We start from the raw sequence: 13,731 nt of genomic DNA, 5'->3' as shown, positions 1-13,731 counted from the left end.
GCTTCGTCGTGGAGGTAGAGTGAGCATACTCACTCGCCCCAACCCACACAAAGGAGAGCATCATGACTGCAAAAGTAGATCCGATTCCAGAAGGCATGCACAGCGTCACCCCCCACCTGGTCGTCGACGGCGCGGCAGACGCCATCGAGTTCTATAAAAAAGCCTTCAAGGCCACCGAGACCGCGCGCATTCCCGGCCAGAACGGCAGGCTGATACACGCCGCCGTCCGCATCGGCGACTCCACCGTCATGCTGGTGGACGAGATGCCCGACTTCGGCAACCTCGGCCCCAAGAAGTTGAACGGCAGCCCGGTCACGCTGCACATCTACGTGCCCGATGTGGACGCCACCTACGCCCAGGCGATCGCCGCCGGCGCCACCGAGAGGATGCCGCCGGCCGACATGTTCTGGGGCGACCGCTACGGCCAGGTCACCGACCCGTTCGGCCACGTCTGGTCGATCGCCACCCACGTCAAGGATATGACGCCGGAGGAAATGAACGCCGAGATGAAAAAACAAATGCCCAACTGCGGCTAACCGGAGAACACCATGCGTTTCATGATTATCGTTAAAGCCACCGAGGATTCCGAGGCGGGCAAGATGCCGAGCGTCGAGCTGCTGACCGCGATGGGCAAGTTCAACGAAGACCTGGTCAACGCCGGCGTGCTGCTGGCCGGCGAGGGAGTGCATCCCAGCTCCAAGGGCGCGCGCATCCTGTACGACGGCCCCAAGCGCACCGTCATCGACGGCCCGTTCGCCGAGACCAAGGAACTGATCGCCGGTTTCTGGCTCATACAGGTGAAGTCGAAGGAGGAGGCCATCGAGTGGATGAAGCGCTGCCCGAATCCGTTCGACACGCCGTCGGAGATCGAAATCCGCCAGGTGTTCGAGATGGAGGATTTCGGCGAGGTGGCCACGCCGCAGCTGGTCGCGCAGGAAGAAGCCTTGCGCGCCCGCCTGTGATGCTGCTACCTTAGCGACAACCAAGGAGTATGCGATGGAATTCATGATACTGCGCCGCGCCAACCAGAGCACCGAACGCGGCCAGCAGCCGCCCGCGCTGGAGCCGGGAACCTTTCTCAAACCCAGCACGGAGGCGGTGCGCCTGCTGCGGCGCGACGGCCAGTGGAGCGTGCTGCACGGGCCGTTCGCGCCCAGGGAACTGGTGGCCGGCTTCACGCTGATCGAGGCCGAATCGAAAGAGGACGCCATCGAACAGGTGCGCTGGTGGCCCTTGTTCGACAGCGGCGCAGTGTATGAAATCCGCGACGCCGGTTGCCCCGGCAACTGCCTCGGCTTCGACGAACGCGGCACGGCGGCCGGCACGCTGCCGCGCCGCGACGAAGCCTTGACGCGCTACGTGATCTTCATCCGTTCCGACGACGACCTGGAGGCCGACCTGGTGCCGCCGAAGGAAATCATCGACGACATGAACGCCTTCAACGAAGCGGGCGTGCAGCAGGGCGTGCTGCTGGCCGGCGAGGGCCTGAAGGCCAGCGCCTCCGCCACCCGCGTCCACTTCGCCAATTCGAAAACCTCGGTGGTCGACGGTCCGTTCGCCGAAGTCAAGGAACTGATCGCCGGCTACTGGATGGTGCAGGCGGCCTCGCTCGACGATGCCATCGCCTGGGCCAAGACCTATCCCTACCCGAGCCCCGGCGACCTGACGCTGGAGATCCGCGAAGCCTGCGAGCGCATCGCCCACCAGGAATTCACGCCGGAGATGCGCGCGGCCGAAGAACGCCTGCGCGCCGAGCTGCTGGAGTCCGGCCTGCGCGAAGCGTTCAGGAAGAAAGCCCGTGGCGGCTGACGTCCCCAAGATCGTCGAGGCGGTATGGCGGATGGAGTCCGCCAAGATTATCGCCGTGCTGGCGCGCATGCTGCGCGACGTCGGCCAGGCCGAGGAGCTGGCGCAGGACGCGCTGGTGATGGCGCTGGAGCGCTGGCCGGAAACCGGCGTGCCGGACCAGCCGGCCGCGTGGCTGACCACCGTCGCCAAGAACCGCGCGCTGGACGTGCTGCGGCGCCGCCAGCTGCACCAGGAAAAGGAAGCGGAGCTCACCTACGAAATCGAAGGCGTGCTGCAGGACGCCGCCCCCAACCTTGACGCGGCCGTGGCCGACGCGCTGGAAAACGACATCGGCGACGACCTGCTGCGGCTGGTGTTCGTGGCCTGCCACCCGGTGCTGCCGACCGACGGCCGGGTGGCGCTGACCTTGCGCATGCTGGGCGGCCTGAGCACCGAGGAAATCGCCCGCGCCTTCCTGGTGCCGGAAGCGACGGTGGCGCAGCGCATCGTGCGCGCCAAGCGCACGCTGGCCGAGGCCAAGGTGCCGTTCGAGGCGCCGCGCGCGCATGAGCTGGTGGAGCGGCTGGCGTCGGTGCTGCAAGTGATCTACCTGATCTACAACGAAGGCTATTCCGCCAGCGCCGGCGCCGACTGGATGCGGCCGGCGCTGTGCGAGGAAGCGCTGCGGCTGGGCCGCATCCTGGCCGAGCTGGCGCCGGACGAAGCGGAAGTGCACGGCCTGGTGGCGCTGATGGAGATCCAGTCCTCGCGCGCCCGCGCCCGCGTGGGGCCGAAGGGCGAGCCCATCCTGCTGCTGGAGCAGGACCGCGCGCGCTGGGACCAGATGCTGATACGGCGCGGCCTGGCGGCGCTGGCGCGCGCCGAGCAAACCGGGCGCGGACTGGGCTCCTACGGCGTGCAGGCGGCCATCGCGGCTTGCCACGCGCGCGCGCGCTTGGCGGCCGACACCGACTGGCAGCGCATCGCCGCGCTGTACGACGCGCTGGCGCAGCTGACGCCATCGCCGGTGGTGGAACTGAACCGCGCGGTGGCGCTGGCGATGGCCTTCGGGCCGGCGGCGGGGTTGGAAGTGGTGGATGGCTTGATGGATGTGGCGGCGCTGAAGAACTACCACCTGCTGCCCAGCGTGCGTGGCGACTTCCTGTCCAAGCTGGGCCGGCATGACGAAGCGCGCCACGAATTCGAACGGGCCGCGCAGCTGACGCAGAACGAGCGGGAGCGCACGCTACTGCTGGCGCGCGCCGCCGCCCAATAAAAAAAGCTGGCCCCCACGGGAGTAAAGGGCCAGCAAACCTTGGTACAACAACCTCGTTACAACCCTGCGATTACAGCTTGGCGCGCAGACCCAGGTAGAAAGTGCGGCCGTTCGAGTAGAACGCGCGCGGCTGGTCAGGCGTTTCCGCGTACATCTTGATGGTGGTGTTGGTCAGGTTCAGCGCGTCGAAGGTGATCGACAGCTGCTCGTTGATCTTGTAGTTCAACGAGCCCGCCAGGTTGCCCGCGCCCTTCACGTGTTGGGCCGCGCCACGGTCCACGCCGGCCTTGTAGCTGGAGCGGTAGTTGTACGCCAGGCGAGCGCTGAACTTGGCATCCTCGTAGAAGCCGGTGATGTTGTAGGTGCTCTTCGAGGAGTTCAGCAGCTCGGTGCCGTCGGCCAGCTTGCCGTCGGCGTAGGTGTAGTTGGCCAGCACGCCGAAGCTGCTGAACAGCGGCTGCTGGTAGCTCAGCTCCACGCCCTTGTTCTTGCCGCTGGTGGTGTAAGGCGAGGTGATCTGGTACTCCGTCATCTTGCCTTGCTTGTTGTTGAAGAAGGTGCCCACGCTGCCGCCCTGCGCCACCACCGACACCAGGTCCATGTAGAACAGCCCTGCCGACAGCGAAGACTTCGGCGCGAAGTACCATTCGGCGCTGATTTCGGCGTTGTTGGAGCGGACCGGGTCAAGCTTGACGTTGCCGCCCGAAGCGCTCAGCGCATCGTCGTTGAGCGACACCGAGCCACCCAGCGCGCTGTAGTCGGGACGCGAGATCGCCCGCGCCAGCGCACCGCGCACCACCAGGTCCTGGTTCACGTCGTACTTGACGTTGGCGCTGGGCAGCACGTCGTTGTAGGTGCGTTCGAAGGTCGTCGGCGTGTACGGGCCGAAGGCCGAACCGGTGATCGGGTTGGTGCCGCCGGACAGGTTGACGATCGAGGTCTGCCTGGTGCGCACGCCGCGCAGGCCGACGTTGCCGCTCCAGCTGTCGCCGGCCAGGTTGGCCATGCCGTACAGCGCGGTGGTCTTTTCGTTGACCTTGAATTCGTCCTGCCAGTTGTGGCGGGCCACGAAGTCGATCACGCGGTTGCCCGGCACCGCGCCCCAGGCGCCCAATGCCGCGCCGTCGTAGCGGAAGTAGGCCGACGACAGGCCGCCGCCCAGGTTGGAGGCGAAGTCGCTCGGATACTGCTGGCCGCTCCAGGCCGGTCCTGGATTGCTGCCGCCCAGCGGCCCCAGCTTCGATTCCAGCGGATGCTCGGCGCTGCGCTTGTGGTCGGTGGCGCGCACGCCGAACTTGACCGAATCGAGCACGCCCTGGCTGATGCGCAGCTCGCCGTCCAGCTGGGCGTAGTGTTCCTTGTCGATCGATTGCGATTCGCCGCCGCCGGCCCAGGCGGTGCCGCCCGGCGAGGTGGTCACGCCGCCGGGATAGGAGACGCTGGCCGGGCTCAGGCCGTTGAGCTGGAAGCTCATGCCGCCGTTGACCTTGTTCTGGTAGTAGACGTCGCCGTGGTCCCAGCCTTCGCCGTGGGTCATGCCTGCCTTGCCGCTGAAGGTCAGGTCCTGCGTGGCGCGGTAGCGGAAGTTGAAATCGACGTAATAGGCTTCGCCGCCGGCGTCCGGACGGTAGATGTTGTCGACCTCGCCCGAGTTGCTGGCGAAGGAGGCGCCGGTGATGGTGCCGCCCTTGGTGACGACGCTCAAGGGCACCAGGTTGTCGCGGTTGAAGGAGTTGCCGGGCGCCGCCAGCCAGTTGGTGTTCTGGTGCGGTGCGTCCAGCTTGGAGTAGAAGCCGTTCAGGTCCAGCGTCAGTTCCTTGCTCGGCTTGATTTCGACATCGAAGGCGCCGCCTTCACGTTTTTTCTTCTGCTCGAACAGCGAGGCGCCGATGAAGGTCGGCACGTACAGCCCGGCCAGCGCCGGATTGGCCTTGGCCGCCGCGCTGTTCTTGCCCACCGTGACATAGCCCAGCACTTCCTGGCCATCGCGGCGCACCGTGGTCTTTTCGGAGAAGGCCTGCACCAGCACGCCGGCGGTGTTGCTGTCGTTCTTCCACGCGAACAGGCCGGAGAATTGCGGCTCGGTCTTCTTGGCCAGGTCGTTGTACACCGCCTGCACCGACGCCTCCAAGGTCAGCGCCTTCTTGAATTCCAGCGGACGGCGGGTGATGACGTCGATGGCGCCGGAGACGCCGCCTTCGACCAGGTCGGCGGTCTGCGATTTGTGCACCACGACCGAGCTGACCAGCTCGGACGGCAGCAGCGAGAAGCTGCTGGAACGGCCGACGTTGCCGCCGAACTGGTTCAGCACGAACCAGTCGCCGGTGCTGATGGCGTGGCCGTTGAACAGGGTTTGCTGCAGGGACGGGCTGGTGCCGCGCAGGCTGACGCGGTCGTTCTCGCCGAAGCCGCCTTCACCGCCGGCCGACGACTGGATGTTGACGCCGGGCAGGCGCTGGATGGCGTCGGCGACGTTTTTGTCGGGCATCTTGCCGATGTCTTCGGCGGTCACCACTTCGACCACCGAGTCGGCATTGCGTTTTTGCTTGAGCGACTGTTCCAGCGCGGCGCGTACGCCCGAAACGGTCACGATGGTGGACGGGGCGTCGGCGTTGGCTGGCGGCGTCGCCTGTTGCGCCATGGCCGGCGTTGCGTAGACGGCGGCGGCGATCATCATGCCGACGGCGGCGGCGATCGGTGTCAGGCCGGTGCGGGCCGGGGTGGTGGTGCTTGCTGCGTGCTGTCGAAACGTCATTGCAAATCTCCTAGTGGCCCAGGTCGGGCCTGTTCACTTCTTGTGATGATGAATCTCTCGCAAGATTCCCCCTTGCAAACCAAACAACCAAACCAGTTCGATGCCAATATACTGTAAACAATGATACCAAAGCGCTACCAGTTGTGAAAATTTACGAGGTTGTGGTGTTTTTTAGACAAAAAATCGCTTAATATTCACCTGTTTGGTGCGAAATGTTAAAAATACTTCAAGATGACTGTCAATTTTTGGTACTTAATTGGTACTAGTGTGTGGCAAAGGGAATCGTATGGTGACATTGACCAACATCATGAAAGTGCTCGGCGATGCCAGCAGCCTGCCGCTGTATCACCAGTTGCAGCGCGCCTTGCGCGAGGCCATCGCCCAGCGCGTGCTGCTGCCGGACGACGCCCTGCCGCCGGAGCGCAAGCTGGCCAGCGATTTGAACGTGTCGCGGCTGACGGTGCGCAAGGCGCTCGACGGGCTGGTGGCGGAAGGCTTGCTGGTGCGGCGTCCCGGTTCGGGCAACTTCATCAGCCACACCCGCATCGAGCAGAATTTTTCCAAGCTCAGTTCATTTTCGGAGGACATGCGGGCGCGCGGCCGGCGGCCCGGCAGCACCTGGCTGGAGCGCAGCGCCGGCGGCGCCACCAGCGAGGAGGCGGCGCGGCTGCGCCTCAGTCCGGGCGACCGGGTGTACCGCTTCCACCGCATCCGCCACGCCGACGACACGCCGATGTGCGTGGAGTACGCGACCGTGCCGGCCGACTGCCTGCCGTCGCCGGAGTCGGTGGATAAATCGATGTACCAGGCGCTGCAGCGCAGCGGCAACCGGCCGGTGCGGGCCTTGCAGCGGCTGTCGGCCTTGCTGTTGAGCGCGGAGCAGGCGCGCCTGCTGGAGGCGCGCGAGGCGGACGCGGGGCTGGCCGTCGAACGGCTGGGTTTCCTGTCCGACGGCCGGGTGGTGGAGTTTTGCCGCTCGTATTTTCGCGGCGACGCCTACGACTTCGTCGCGGAGCTCAGCTCGGTCTGAAACCAGGCCAGCGCGTCTTCCCACAGCGGCTGCGCCCTGGCCTTGAAGTAGCCCATGTGGCCGATGGCGCCGATGCCGGCGCGGGCCGGGTCGATGGTCACGCGGGTGACGCGGGCGTTGCGGTAGCCGGCCATGAAGGCGTCGCGCGAGGAGGGGCCGGCCCACAGGTCGTCCAGCGAATTGATCGCCAGCACGGGCGTGCGCACCCGGTCGTAGCTGCCGCGGATACCCGTCATCTTGGGATCGTCGAAGAAGTAGTGCGGGTAGCGGCACCAGCCTTTCCACTGCCGGTAGACGCTGAGTGGCAAGTCCTCGCCCATGCCCAGTTTGCTCCAAGCCAGGTAGCCGTGCCAGCGCGTCAGCAGCGGGCCGAGCACATTCCAGGTGAACCAGACCTTGGCCCGTTCCAGCGGCGGCATCCAGCCGTGCCAGCCGGCGCTGGTGCCGAACAGATAGCTGGCGGCGATCTTGTGCTGGTTGGGCAGCAGCCCGAGCGCGTGGCCGCCGTAGGAATGGCCGACCAGCAGCAGCGGCACCTCGTCGCTGGCCATGTGCTCGACGGCGGCGGCCAGGTCGAGCCGGCCCCAGTCCAGGAAATCCACGGCGAAGCCCTTCAAGGTGGCCGGCTTGGACAGGCCGATGCCGCGATAGTCCAGGGTCAGCACGCGGTAGCCGCGCGCGGCGGCGAACTCGGCGAAGCGGCGGTAGTAGCCCTGCGGCACGCCGGTGGCGTTGGCCACGACCAGGTGGGCCCGCGTGGCGCCGGCGGCCGGGTAGAGCGTGGCGACGAGCGGGTAGCCGTCGGCCGCGTGGAGGGTGAGCTGCTCAGTCGGTAGCTTGGTCATCGGGTGGTCCTTGTAGTTGAGTGCGCAGCAGCGGGAACAGGGCGGCGCCGACCAGTTCCATCGGCGCCACGCTGCCGGCCACGCGCGCTTGCAGCAGCGCGCCTTCGTAGGCGGCCACGATCAGCGCGGCCAGGCCGGCGGCGTTGGCGATCCTGCCCGAGGCTTCGAAAGCGAGCGCCAGCCGGGCACGGATGGCGGCAAAGCCGTCGGCCAGCGCCTGGCGGATGGCGACATCCTGCGCCGACGATTCCAGCGCCACCGTGGCCAGCGGACAGCCGCGCTGGAAGCCGCTGGCGGCCAGTCCCTGTTGGGCGCGGGCGATCCACAGCTCCAGCGCCGCCACCGGATCGGCGCCGGGCAGGAGTTTGTCGAGCAGGGCGCACAGATCGGCCACCTGCTGTTCGATGGCCGCCACCGCCAGCTCGGTCTTGCCGCCGGGGAAGTGGTGGTACAGGCCGCCCTTGGGCGTGTCGGCGTCGGCCAGGATTTCGCTCAGGCCGACGCCGTGCAAGCCCTTGTGCTGCAAGGCGTTGCCCATGGCGCGGATCAGCCGCTCTCGGGTAGGTGGTGTAGTCATGGGGCTTACTGTACAGACCGGTCGGTCTGTTGGCAAGTGAAAAAATAGTCCCGGCGAGCCAAAAACGGGGTCAAGTCTGACATTCGGACACGAGCTCTGCCGTAGTGCTTGTTACGGCAGAGCTCGTGTCCGAATGTCAGACTTGACCCCGGGGTTTTAGGGCAGCGTGGCTTCGAGGATCTTGACCAGCGCTTCGATACCGACGGCGTCGGTCTGGTCGAAACGGTTCGGCAGCGGGCTGTCGAGGTCGAATACGCCGACGATCGCGCCGTCCACGCCGCGCACCGGCACCACCAGCTCGGAACGCGAGTTGACGTCGCAGGCGATGTGGCCGGGGAAGGCGTGCACGTCCGCCACGACGATGGACTTGCCTTCCACCACGGTGGCGCCGCAGACGCCGCGGCCCTTCTTGATGCGGATGCAGGCCGGCTTGCCCTGGAACGGCCCCAGCACCAGCTCGTCGCCCTTGAGGAAGTAGAAGCCGGCCCAGTTCAGGCCGGGCATGCTGTTGAATACCAGCGAGCTGAAGTTGGCGGTGTTGGCGATCAGGTCGCTTTCGCCGTGGACCAGGCCGGTCAGCTGCGAGCGCAGGTCGTCGAACATGGCCAACTTGGCTTCGGGAGTGTCGGTGCCGTAGGCGGTGTCGCTGAGGGTGAAAGTCATGATGATCTTTTAAGAAAAATTTGCCAGGACGATATGGTAGCCGTTTCAGCGCCACCGCGCTGCCGGTCAGCCCAGGGTTGCGGTCGCCAGCCGGCGCAGCAGGGCGGCCGCCGGGTGGCCTTCGGCGACGATCAGGCCCAGGCCGGCGGCCAGTTCCTCGCCTTCCTTCAGCTTGCGGTAGGACACGCCGCTGCGGCTGATCGCCGCGAACGAGGCCGGCAGCAGCGCCATGCCCTTGCCGGCCGCGACGTCGCTCAGCAGCACGTGATGGTCGTGCGGCTCCAGCAGGAAGCGCGGCGCGAAGCCGTGCTTGCGGAACACCGCGTGGCTGTGGTCGAAGAAGGCCGGCTGGCGCGCCCGCTCGAACCAGTACACCGGCTGGTCTTGCAGGTCGGCCAGCGCCAGGCTGCGGCGCTTGGCCAGCGGATGGCGGCTCGACAGCGCCACCAGGGTTGGCTGTTTTCCAAGTTGCAGCACGGGCAGGTCGAAGGTCTTGGTCGGCAGCGCGATGATGGCCGCGTCCAGCCGCCGCGCGCGCAGGCGGGCCACCAGGCGCGGCGAGGCGTCGAACACGGTGTCCAGCGCGGCCCCGGCGCCGCCGAGCGCGGCCGAGACGCCGTCGGTAAAGGCGCGGTACAGGTCGGACTCCATCGACGATGTCATGCCCAGCCGCAGCCGCGCGGCGGGCTGGGGCGCTTGCAGCGCCTGTTCGGCTTCGTCCAGCAGCGCCAGGATGCGCAGCGCGCGCGGCAGCAGCTCGGCGGCGGCCGGCGTCAGCGCCACGTGCTGGGTGTCGCGCTCGAACAGCTTGACGCCGAGGCGCTCTTCCATCTGCCGCACCGCGCGGCTCAACGGCGGCTGCGTCATGTGCAGCTGCTCGGCGGCCTGGCGGAAGTTCAGGCATTGCGCGACGGCGACGAACATCTGCAAGGCGTGGGTATCGAGTTTTCTCATGATACTGAAAAGGTATCACGATTTTGCACATTCCGCCTGCCGCGCACACTGGCTAGACTCGCCTCCATTGACCAACAACGGAGTTCCGCATGAAGAAATTATCGGGTTTGGGTTTTGGCTGCATGGGCATGTCGGAGTTCTACGGCGCCACCGACGACGCGCAATCGCTGGCCACGCTGGAGGCCGCCTACGAGGCGGGCGTGACGCTGTTCGACACGGCCGATTCGTATGGTGTCGGCCATAACGAAGAGCTGCTGGGGCGCTTCCTGCGCGGCAAGCGCGAGCACGTGACGCTGGCCACCAAGTTCGGCCTGGTGCGCAAGGCCGGCAACTACGAGCGCCGCATCGACAACTCGCCGGCCTACATCCGCGCGGCCTGCGAGGCCTCGCTGCGCCGGCTGAATATCGAGCATATCGATTTATACTATATGCATCGTTTGAACCTGGCGGAAACCCCGCTGGAAGAGTCGATGGAAGCCCTGGCGCAACTGGTCCGCCAGGGCAAGATCGGCGCCATCGGCCTGAGTGAAGTGTCGCCGGCCACCTTGCGCAGCGCCGCCGCCGTGCATCCGGTGGCCGCCGTGCAAAGCGAATACTCGCTGTGGACGCGCGACCCGGAAGACGGCGTGCTGCAAGCCTGCCGCGAAGTGGGCGCCGCGTTCTGCGCCTACAGCCCGCTGGGCCGCGGCTTCCTGACCGGCAAAGCGGTGCCGCTGGAAGAGGGCGATTTCCGCAAGTTCAGTCCGCGCTTTGCCGAGGAAAACCGGGCCGCCAACCAGCGCATCGTCGACATCGTGCGCGAGATCGCCGGCGCCAAGGGCTGCACGCCGGCCCAGCTGGCGCTGGCCTGGTTGCTGGCGCAGGGCGACGACATCGTCCCCATCCCTGGAACCAAGCGCATCCCTTACATGCTGGAGAACCTGGGCGCGCTGCGCGTGCAGCTCAGTGCGGAAGAGCTGGCCCGCATCGGCGCGGCGCTGCCGCCCGGTATCGCCGCCGGCGCGCGCTATCCGCAGGAGGGCATGAAGGGACTCAACTCCTGATGAGCGATTCCTAGCCGTTTTCCGAGACACTCCTACGTTCGTTGTAGGCAGCCTCCGATGGCGCGCGCGCGCGGCTCGCGCTACTCTTGGAGGCAGTGCGCTGCGGCCCACGCGCCGCGCGCGTTTGTTGACCATCGAAAACGGATAACATATGTCGACCAGAAAAAAGAACGCCGTCTTACCGCGTCAGGGGAAACAAAGAATATCGAGCAACGGAGAAAAAGCAGTGCCGTACGGGCCGCCAAGGCTGCCGCCGGAGATCCAGGCCATGCTGATGGTGGGCGAGGAGCAGGTCTTCATCAATCAGGAGGTGAACGACAACGTGTGCTTCATGACGGAATTCATCGATTGCGTCTGAACCGGCGCCGTTGTGAGGGACATTCGGTTAGGCATACCAACTGGTACAAGGAATGGTCCTACGTCGCTGGCTGCAAGCGTCCTATATTGTGCGGCTGGGTCGTGCACTACGATGGCTACTCCTGTGTAGCAAACAGGATCAGTTAGCGATAGTTTTCACCAGGAGACCATCATGGCAACTTCCAACCAAGGCAATGACCAGGGCAGCAAGCAGGGCGACAAGTCGGGCAGCCAGCAAAAGGACACGAGCAAGCGCGGCTTCGCGTCCATGGACCCGGAACAGCAGCGTGAGATCGCGGCCGAAGGCGGCCGTGCGGCCCACGAGAAAGGCACGGCGCACGAGTTCACTTCCGAAGAAGCGCGCCGCGCCGGCAGCATGAGCCACAAGAACGATGCGCGTAGCAGCCAGAGCAGCTCACCGGGCAGCGCATCGCAGAGCGGCAGCAAGGACGACGAGGACGACAGCAGCAAGGGCGGTCGCAGCGGTTCCAGCCGTTCGGGATCGTCGAGCGGTTCCAGCGCCAAGTCCTAAGCTTGGATCGATAGTTGGCCGCCCGCACAGGTTTTCGTGCGGGCGGTTTTTCTTTGTCGGCGTTACAGGCAGATCGTCGTATGCGGCCCCGTCTGCTGCGGCGTGCGCCCGCCGATGGCGGCCCTGGCCAGTTCGAACAGCTGCTTCATCTTGCTGGCGCCGGCATCCCAATATTCGGCGGTCTGGATGCGCACCCGTATCAACGCCAGGTGCGGATCGTCCAGGCCGCCGGGAAACCAGCTGCGCGTCATCGGACGCCACAGCTCGCGCGCCTTGGCGCGGTCCTTCAACAGGCTGGCCTGGCCGGACACCGACAGGTACAGGTTCTCCGCCGGATCGCAAAAACTGATGTTGACGCCGGGATGGTGCTGCATGGCGAAGGTAAAGTCGGCATCGTCCGCAGTGAAAAACCACAGATTGCCTTCGTTGTCGATCTGCTGCGGCGCCAGCGGGCGGCTGCTGAGCACGTTCTCGTCGTCGCAGGTGGTGAACATGCCGAAGCGCACATCCTTGATCTTGGCGGCCAGCGTGGTGATTTGTTCCTGATTGTAGAGCGGCATGATGCGCCTCCGTGAAGATGGGGGACAGGGTGATGCTTCACCTTAGCCGCATGGCGGCGGAATCACCGTGCGTGACTTCACGTAGTTTTACATTGGCGATACATGCTGGCGATTGACTTTGCAAATGATAATCATTATCATCTACTTTTCACCGATTGAAGGATAGCCCTTGAGCGCCCAAGCCGCAGCCTCCGCCCGCAACGCCAGCCGTGCCGTATGGCTCAAGCATCTGCACCAATGGCATTGGGTCAGTTCGGCGATGTGCTTGATGGGCATGTTCTTGTTCAGCATTACCGGCATCACGCTCAACCACTCGTCGCAGATCGAGGCCAGGCCGGCCGTCGTGCGCCAGCAGGCCAGCGCGCCGGCCGCGCTGACGGCGCAGCTGCGCGCCTACGCCGCCGACCACGACGGCGCCAGGCAGCCGCTGCCGGCCGCCGCCGAGCAATGGCTGCGCGACACCTGGAAGATACAGGCCGGCGGCCGCGTCGCCGAGTGGGCCACCGATGAAGTCTACCTGCCGTTGCCCAAGGCCGGCGGCGACGCCTGGGTGCGCATCGCGCTGGAGGACGGCGCCGCCGAATTCGAGAACACCGACCGCGGCTGGATCTCCTGGCTCAACGATGTGCACAAGGGCCGCAACACCGGCACCGCCTGGAACTGGTTCATCGACATCTTTGCCGGCGCCTGCCTGGTGTTCTGCATCACCGGTTTGTTGATCCTGAAATTCCACGCGGCCAACCGGCCGTTCACCTGGCCGATGGTGGGCCTGGGCATCCTGATTCCCTTTGTCATTGCGCTGCTGTTCATTCATTAAATTCACCACAGGTCCTCCATGAAATTACGCTATTCCATCGCCCTCAGTCTGCCGCTGGCCAGCGCCACGGCCATGGGCGCCGAGCTGGCGCTCAAACTCGACGTGCCGCAACTGAACGTGGCTGAATACCACCGTCCCTACATCGCCGCGTGGCTGGAGAACGCCGACCAGAAAGTGGTCGCCAACCTGGCCGTGCTGTACGACGTCAAGAAGAAGGACAACGCCGGCACCAAGTGGCTCAAGGACGTGCGCCAGTGGTGGCGCAAGAGCGGGCGCGACGTGGAAATGCCGATGGACGGCGTCAGCGGCGCGACCAGGGCGCCGGGCGAGCAGACGCTGACCTTCCCGGGCGCGAAGGCGGCGCTGGACAAACTGCCGGCCGGCCAGTACACGCTGGTGGTGGAGGCGGCGCGCGAAGCCGGCGGCCGCGAAGCGGTCAAGGTGCCGCTGCAGTGGCCGCCGAAGTCGGCGCAGAACGTGAGCGGCCAGGGCAAGGAAGAACTGGGCGCCGTGGTGGTACAACTCAAACCTTAA

The 13,731-nt window shown here is 65.9% G+C and carries 16 protein-coding genes; 10 read left to right on the top strand and 6 right to left on the bottom strand.

The genetic code is table 11. From position 1 onward, the window contains the following. Nucleotides 1-62 precede the first annotated feature (62 nt). The 4 genes from KVP70_RS09260 to KVP70_RS09245 are packed head-to-tail and all read left to right on the top strand — an operon-like array spanning nucleotide 63 to nucleotide 3,064. The gene (locus tag KVP70_RS09260; RefSeq protein WP_217941886.1) at nucleotides 63-536 is read left to right on the top strand and encodes a VOC family protein; all 474 of its coding nucleotides are present in this window, start codon (nucleotides 63-65) and stop codon (nucleotides 534-536) included. A gap of 12 nt (nucleotides 537-548) precedes the next feature. After that, a complete protein-coding gene (locus KVP70_RS09255; protein ID WP_217941885.1) occupies nucleotides 549-962 on the top strand; it encodes a YciI family protein in 414 nt (137 codons plus the stop codon). Nucleotides 963-996: 34 nt separating this feature from the next. Further along, nucleotides 997-1,809 (top strand): YciI family protein, encoded by an 813-nt coding sequence (locus tag KVP70_RS09250; protein WP_217941884.1) that lies wholly within the window; start codon nucleotides 997-999, stop codon nucleotides 1,807-1,809. Nucleotides 1,810-1,840: 31 nt separating this feature from the next. Beyond that, nucleotides 1,841-3,064 carry an RNA polymerase sigma factor gene (locus KVP70_RS09245; RefSeq protein WP_217942163.1) on the top strand — a complete coding sequence of 408 codons (1,224 nt, stop codon included), beginning with the start codon at nucleotides 1,841-1,843 and terminating at the stop codon, nucleotides 3,062-3,064. Between the two features lie 70 nt (nucleotides 3,065-3,134). Here the strand turns inward: KVP70_RS09245 and KVP70_RS09240 are convergent, their stop codons facing one another. Further along, nucleotides 3,135-5,819 (bottom strand): TonB-dependent receptor, encoded by a 2,685-nt coding sequence (locus KVP70_RS09240; protein ID WP_217941883.1) that lies wholly within the window; start codon nucleotides 5,817-5,819, stop codon nucleotides 3,135-3,137. Nucleotides 5,820-6,105: 286 nt separating this feature from the next. On the opposite strand from KVP70_RS09240, the gene KVP70_RS09235 reads away from it, so the two are divergent. Then, complete coding sequence (locus KVP70_RS09235) at nucleotides 6,106-6,849, top strand: GntR family transcriptional regulator (RefSeq protein WP_217941882.1); 744 nt, start codon at nucleotides 6,106-6,108, stop codon at nucleotides 6,847-6,849. Here the strand turns inward: KVP70_RS09235 and KVP70_RS09230 are convergent. From KVP70_RS09230 to KVP70_RS09215, 4 genes are all read right to left on the bottom strand, one after another. Further along, nucleotides 6,816-7,694, bottom strand: a complete 879-nt coding sequence (locus KVP70_RS09230; RefSeq protein WP_217941881.1) for an alpha/beta hydrolase family protein — start codon at nucleotides 7,692-7,694, stop codon at nucleotides 6,816-6,818. The two genes, KVP70_RS09235 and KVP70_RS09230, sit on opposite strands and share 34 nt — an antisense overlap. Further along, nucleotides 7,675-8,271 carry a TetR/AcrR family transcriptional regulator gene (locus KVP70_RS09225; RefSeq protein ID WP_229224708.1) on the bottom strand — a complete coding sequence of 199 codons (597 nt, stop codon included), beginning with the start codon at nucleotides 8,269-8,271 and terminating at the stop codon, nucleotides 7,675-7,677. The genes KVP70_RS09230 and KVP70_RS09225 overlap by 20 nt, the downstream gene beginning before the upstream one ends. A gap of 156 nt (nucleotides 8,272-8,427) precedes the next feature. Next, nucleotides 8,428-8,934, bottom strand: a complete 507-nt coding sequence (msrC, locus tag KVP70_RS09220; protein WP_217941880.1) for a free L-methionine (R)-S-oxide reductase MsrC — start codon at nucleotides 8,932-8,934, stop codon at nucleotides 8,428-8,430. 66 nt (nucleotides 8,935-9,000) lie between these two features. Further along, nucleotides 9,001-9,888 (bottom strand): LysR family transcriptional regulator, encoded by an 888-nt coding sequence (locus KVP70_RS09215; RefSeq protein ID WP_217941879.1) that lies wholly within the window; start codon nucleotides 9,886-9,888, stop codon nucleotides 9,001-9,003. A gap of 89 nt (nucleotides 9,889-9,977) precedes the next feature. Between KVP70_RS09215 and KVP70_RS09210 the strand changes: the two genes are divergently transcribed. The 3 genes from KVP70_RS09210 (at nucleotide 9,978) to KVP70_RS09200 (ending at nucleotide 11,820) form a co-directional block, all read left to right on the top strand. Next, complete coding sequence (locus KVP70_RS09210) at nucleotides 9,978-10,931, top strand: aldo/keto reductase (RefSeq protein ID WP_217941878.1); 954 nt, start codon at nucleotides 9,978-9,980, stop codon at nucleotides 10,929-10,931. Nucleotides 10,932-11,082: 151 nt separating this feature from the next. Next, the gene (locus KVP70_RS09205; RefSeq protein WP_217941877.1) at nucleotides 11,083-11,289 is read left to right on the top strand and encodes a hypothetical protein; all 207 of its coding nucleotides are present in this window, start codon (nucleotides 11,083-11,085) and stop codon (nucleotides 11,287-11,289) included. 171 nt (nucleotides 11,290-11,460) lie between these two features. After that, a complete protein-coding gene (locus tag KVP70_RS09200; RefSeq protein ID WP_217941876.1) occupies nucleotides 11,461-11,820 on the top strand; it encodes a KGG domain-containing protein in 360 nt (119 codons plus the stop codon). Nucleotides 11,821-11,882: 62 nt separating this feature from the next. Here KVP70_RS09200 and KVP70_RS09195 read toward each other — a convergent pair whose 3' ends face one another. Continuing rightward, on the bottom strand, nucleotides 11,883-12,380 hold the full coding sequence (locus KVP70_RS09195) for a pyridoxamine 5'-phosphate oxidase family protein (protein WP_217941875.1): 498 nt from the start codon (nucleotides 12,378-12,380) through the stop codon (nucleotides 11,883-11,885). A 169-nt stretch (nucleotides 12,381-12,549) separates the two neighbouring features. Here KVP70_RS09195 and KVP70_RS09190 point away from each other — a divergent pair, with 169 nt between their 5' ends. Together KVP70_RS09190 and KVP70_RS09185 are read left to right on the top strand one after the other, a co-directional pair. After that, complete coding sequence (locus tag KVP70_RS09190) at nucleotides 12,550-13,197, top strand: PepSY-associated TM helix domain-containing protein (protein WP_217941874.1); 648 nt, start codon at nucleotides 12,550-12,552, stop codon at nucleotides 13,195-13,197. Nucleotides 13,198-13,215: 18 nt separating this feature from the next. After that, on the top strand, nucleotides 13,216-13,731 hold the full coding sequence (locus tag KVP70_RS09185; RefSeq protein WP_217941873.1) for a DUF2271 domain-containing protein: 516 nt from the start codon (nucleotides 13,216-13,218) through the stop codon (nucleotides 13,729-13,731).

This window comes from Duganella violaceipulchra (genome assembly GCF_019166075.1).
Taxonomy (GTDB): Bacteria; Pseudomonadota; Gammaproteobacteria; order Burkholderiales; family Burkholderiaceae_D; genus Rugamonas; species Rugamonas violaceipulchra.
This window is presented reverse-complemented; position numbering and strand designations above follow the sequence as displayed.

What these genes read in the sequence shown, in the direction of transcription:
- KVP70_RS09240 (WP_217941883.1), bottom strand. Translation starts at nt 5,819, where the DNA reads ATGACGTTTCGACAGCACGCAGCAAGCACCACCACCCCGGCCCGCACC.
- KVP70_RS09205 (WP_217941877.1), top strand. Translation starts at nt 11,083, where the DNA reads ATGTCGACCAGAAAAAAGAACGCCGTCTTACCGCGTCAGGGGAAACAA.
- KVP70_RS09255 (WP_217941885.1), top strand. Translation starts at nt 549, where the DNA reads ATGCGTTTCATGATTATCGTTAAAGCCACCGAGGATTCCGAGGCGGGC.
- msrC (WP_217941880.1), bottom strand. Translation starts at nt 8,934, where the DNA reads ATGACTTTCACCCTCAGCGACACCGCCTACGGCACCGACACTCCCGAA.
- KVP70_RS09215 (WP_217941879.1), bottom strand. Translation starts at nt 9,888, where the DNA reads ATGAGAAAACTCGATACCCACGCCTTGCAGATGTTCGTCGCCGTCGCG.
- KVP70_RS09210 (WP_217941878.1), top strand. Translation starts at nt 9,978, where the DNA reads ATGAAGAAATTATCGGGTTTGGGTTTTGGCTGCATGGGCATGTCGGAG.
- KVP70_RS09250 (WP_217941884.1), top strand. Translation starts at nt 997, where the DNA reads ATGGAATTCATGATACTGCGCCGCGCCAACCAGAGCACCGAACGCGGC.
- KVP70_RS09235 (WP_217941882.1), top strand. Translation starts at nt 6,106, where the DNA reads ATGGTGACATTGACCAACATCATGAAAGTGCTCGGCGATGCCAGCAGC.
- KVP70_RS09260 (WP_217941886.1), top strand. Translation starts at nt 63, where the DNA reads ATGACTGCAAAAGTAGATCCGATTCCAGAAGGCATGCACAGCGTCACC.
- KVP70_RS09200 (WP_217941876.1), top strand. Translation starts at nt 11,461, where the DNA reads ATGGCAACTTCCAACCAAGGCAATGACCAGGGCAGCAAGCAGGGCGAC.
- KVP70_RS09245 (WP_217942163.1), top strand. Translation starts at nt 1,841, where the DNA reads ATGGAGTCCGCCAAGATTATCGCCGTGCTGGCGCGCATGCTGCGCGAC.
- KVP70_RS09195 (WP_217941875.1), bottom strand. Translation starts at nt 12,380, where the DNA reads ATGCCGCTCTACAATCAGGAACAAATCACCACGCTGGCCGCCAAGATC.
- KVP70_RS09230 (WP_217941881.1), bottom strand. Translation starts at nt 7,694, where the DNA reads ATGACCAAGCTACCGACTGAGCAGCTCACCCTCCACGCGGCCGACGGC.
- KVP70_RS09225 (WP_229224708.1), bottom strand. Translation starts at nt 8,271, where the DNA reads ATGACTACACCACCTACCCGAGAGCGGCTGATCCGCGCCATGGGCAAC.
- KVP70_RS09185 (WP_217941873.1), top strand. Translation starts at nt 13,216, where the DNA reads ATGAAATTACGCTATTCCATCGCCCTCAGTCTGCCGCTGGCCAGCGCC.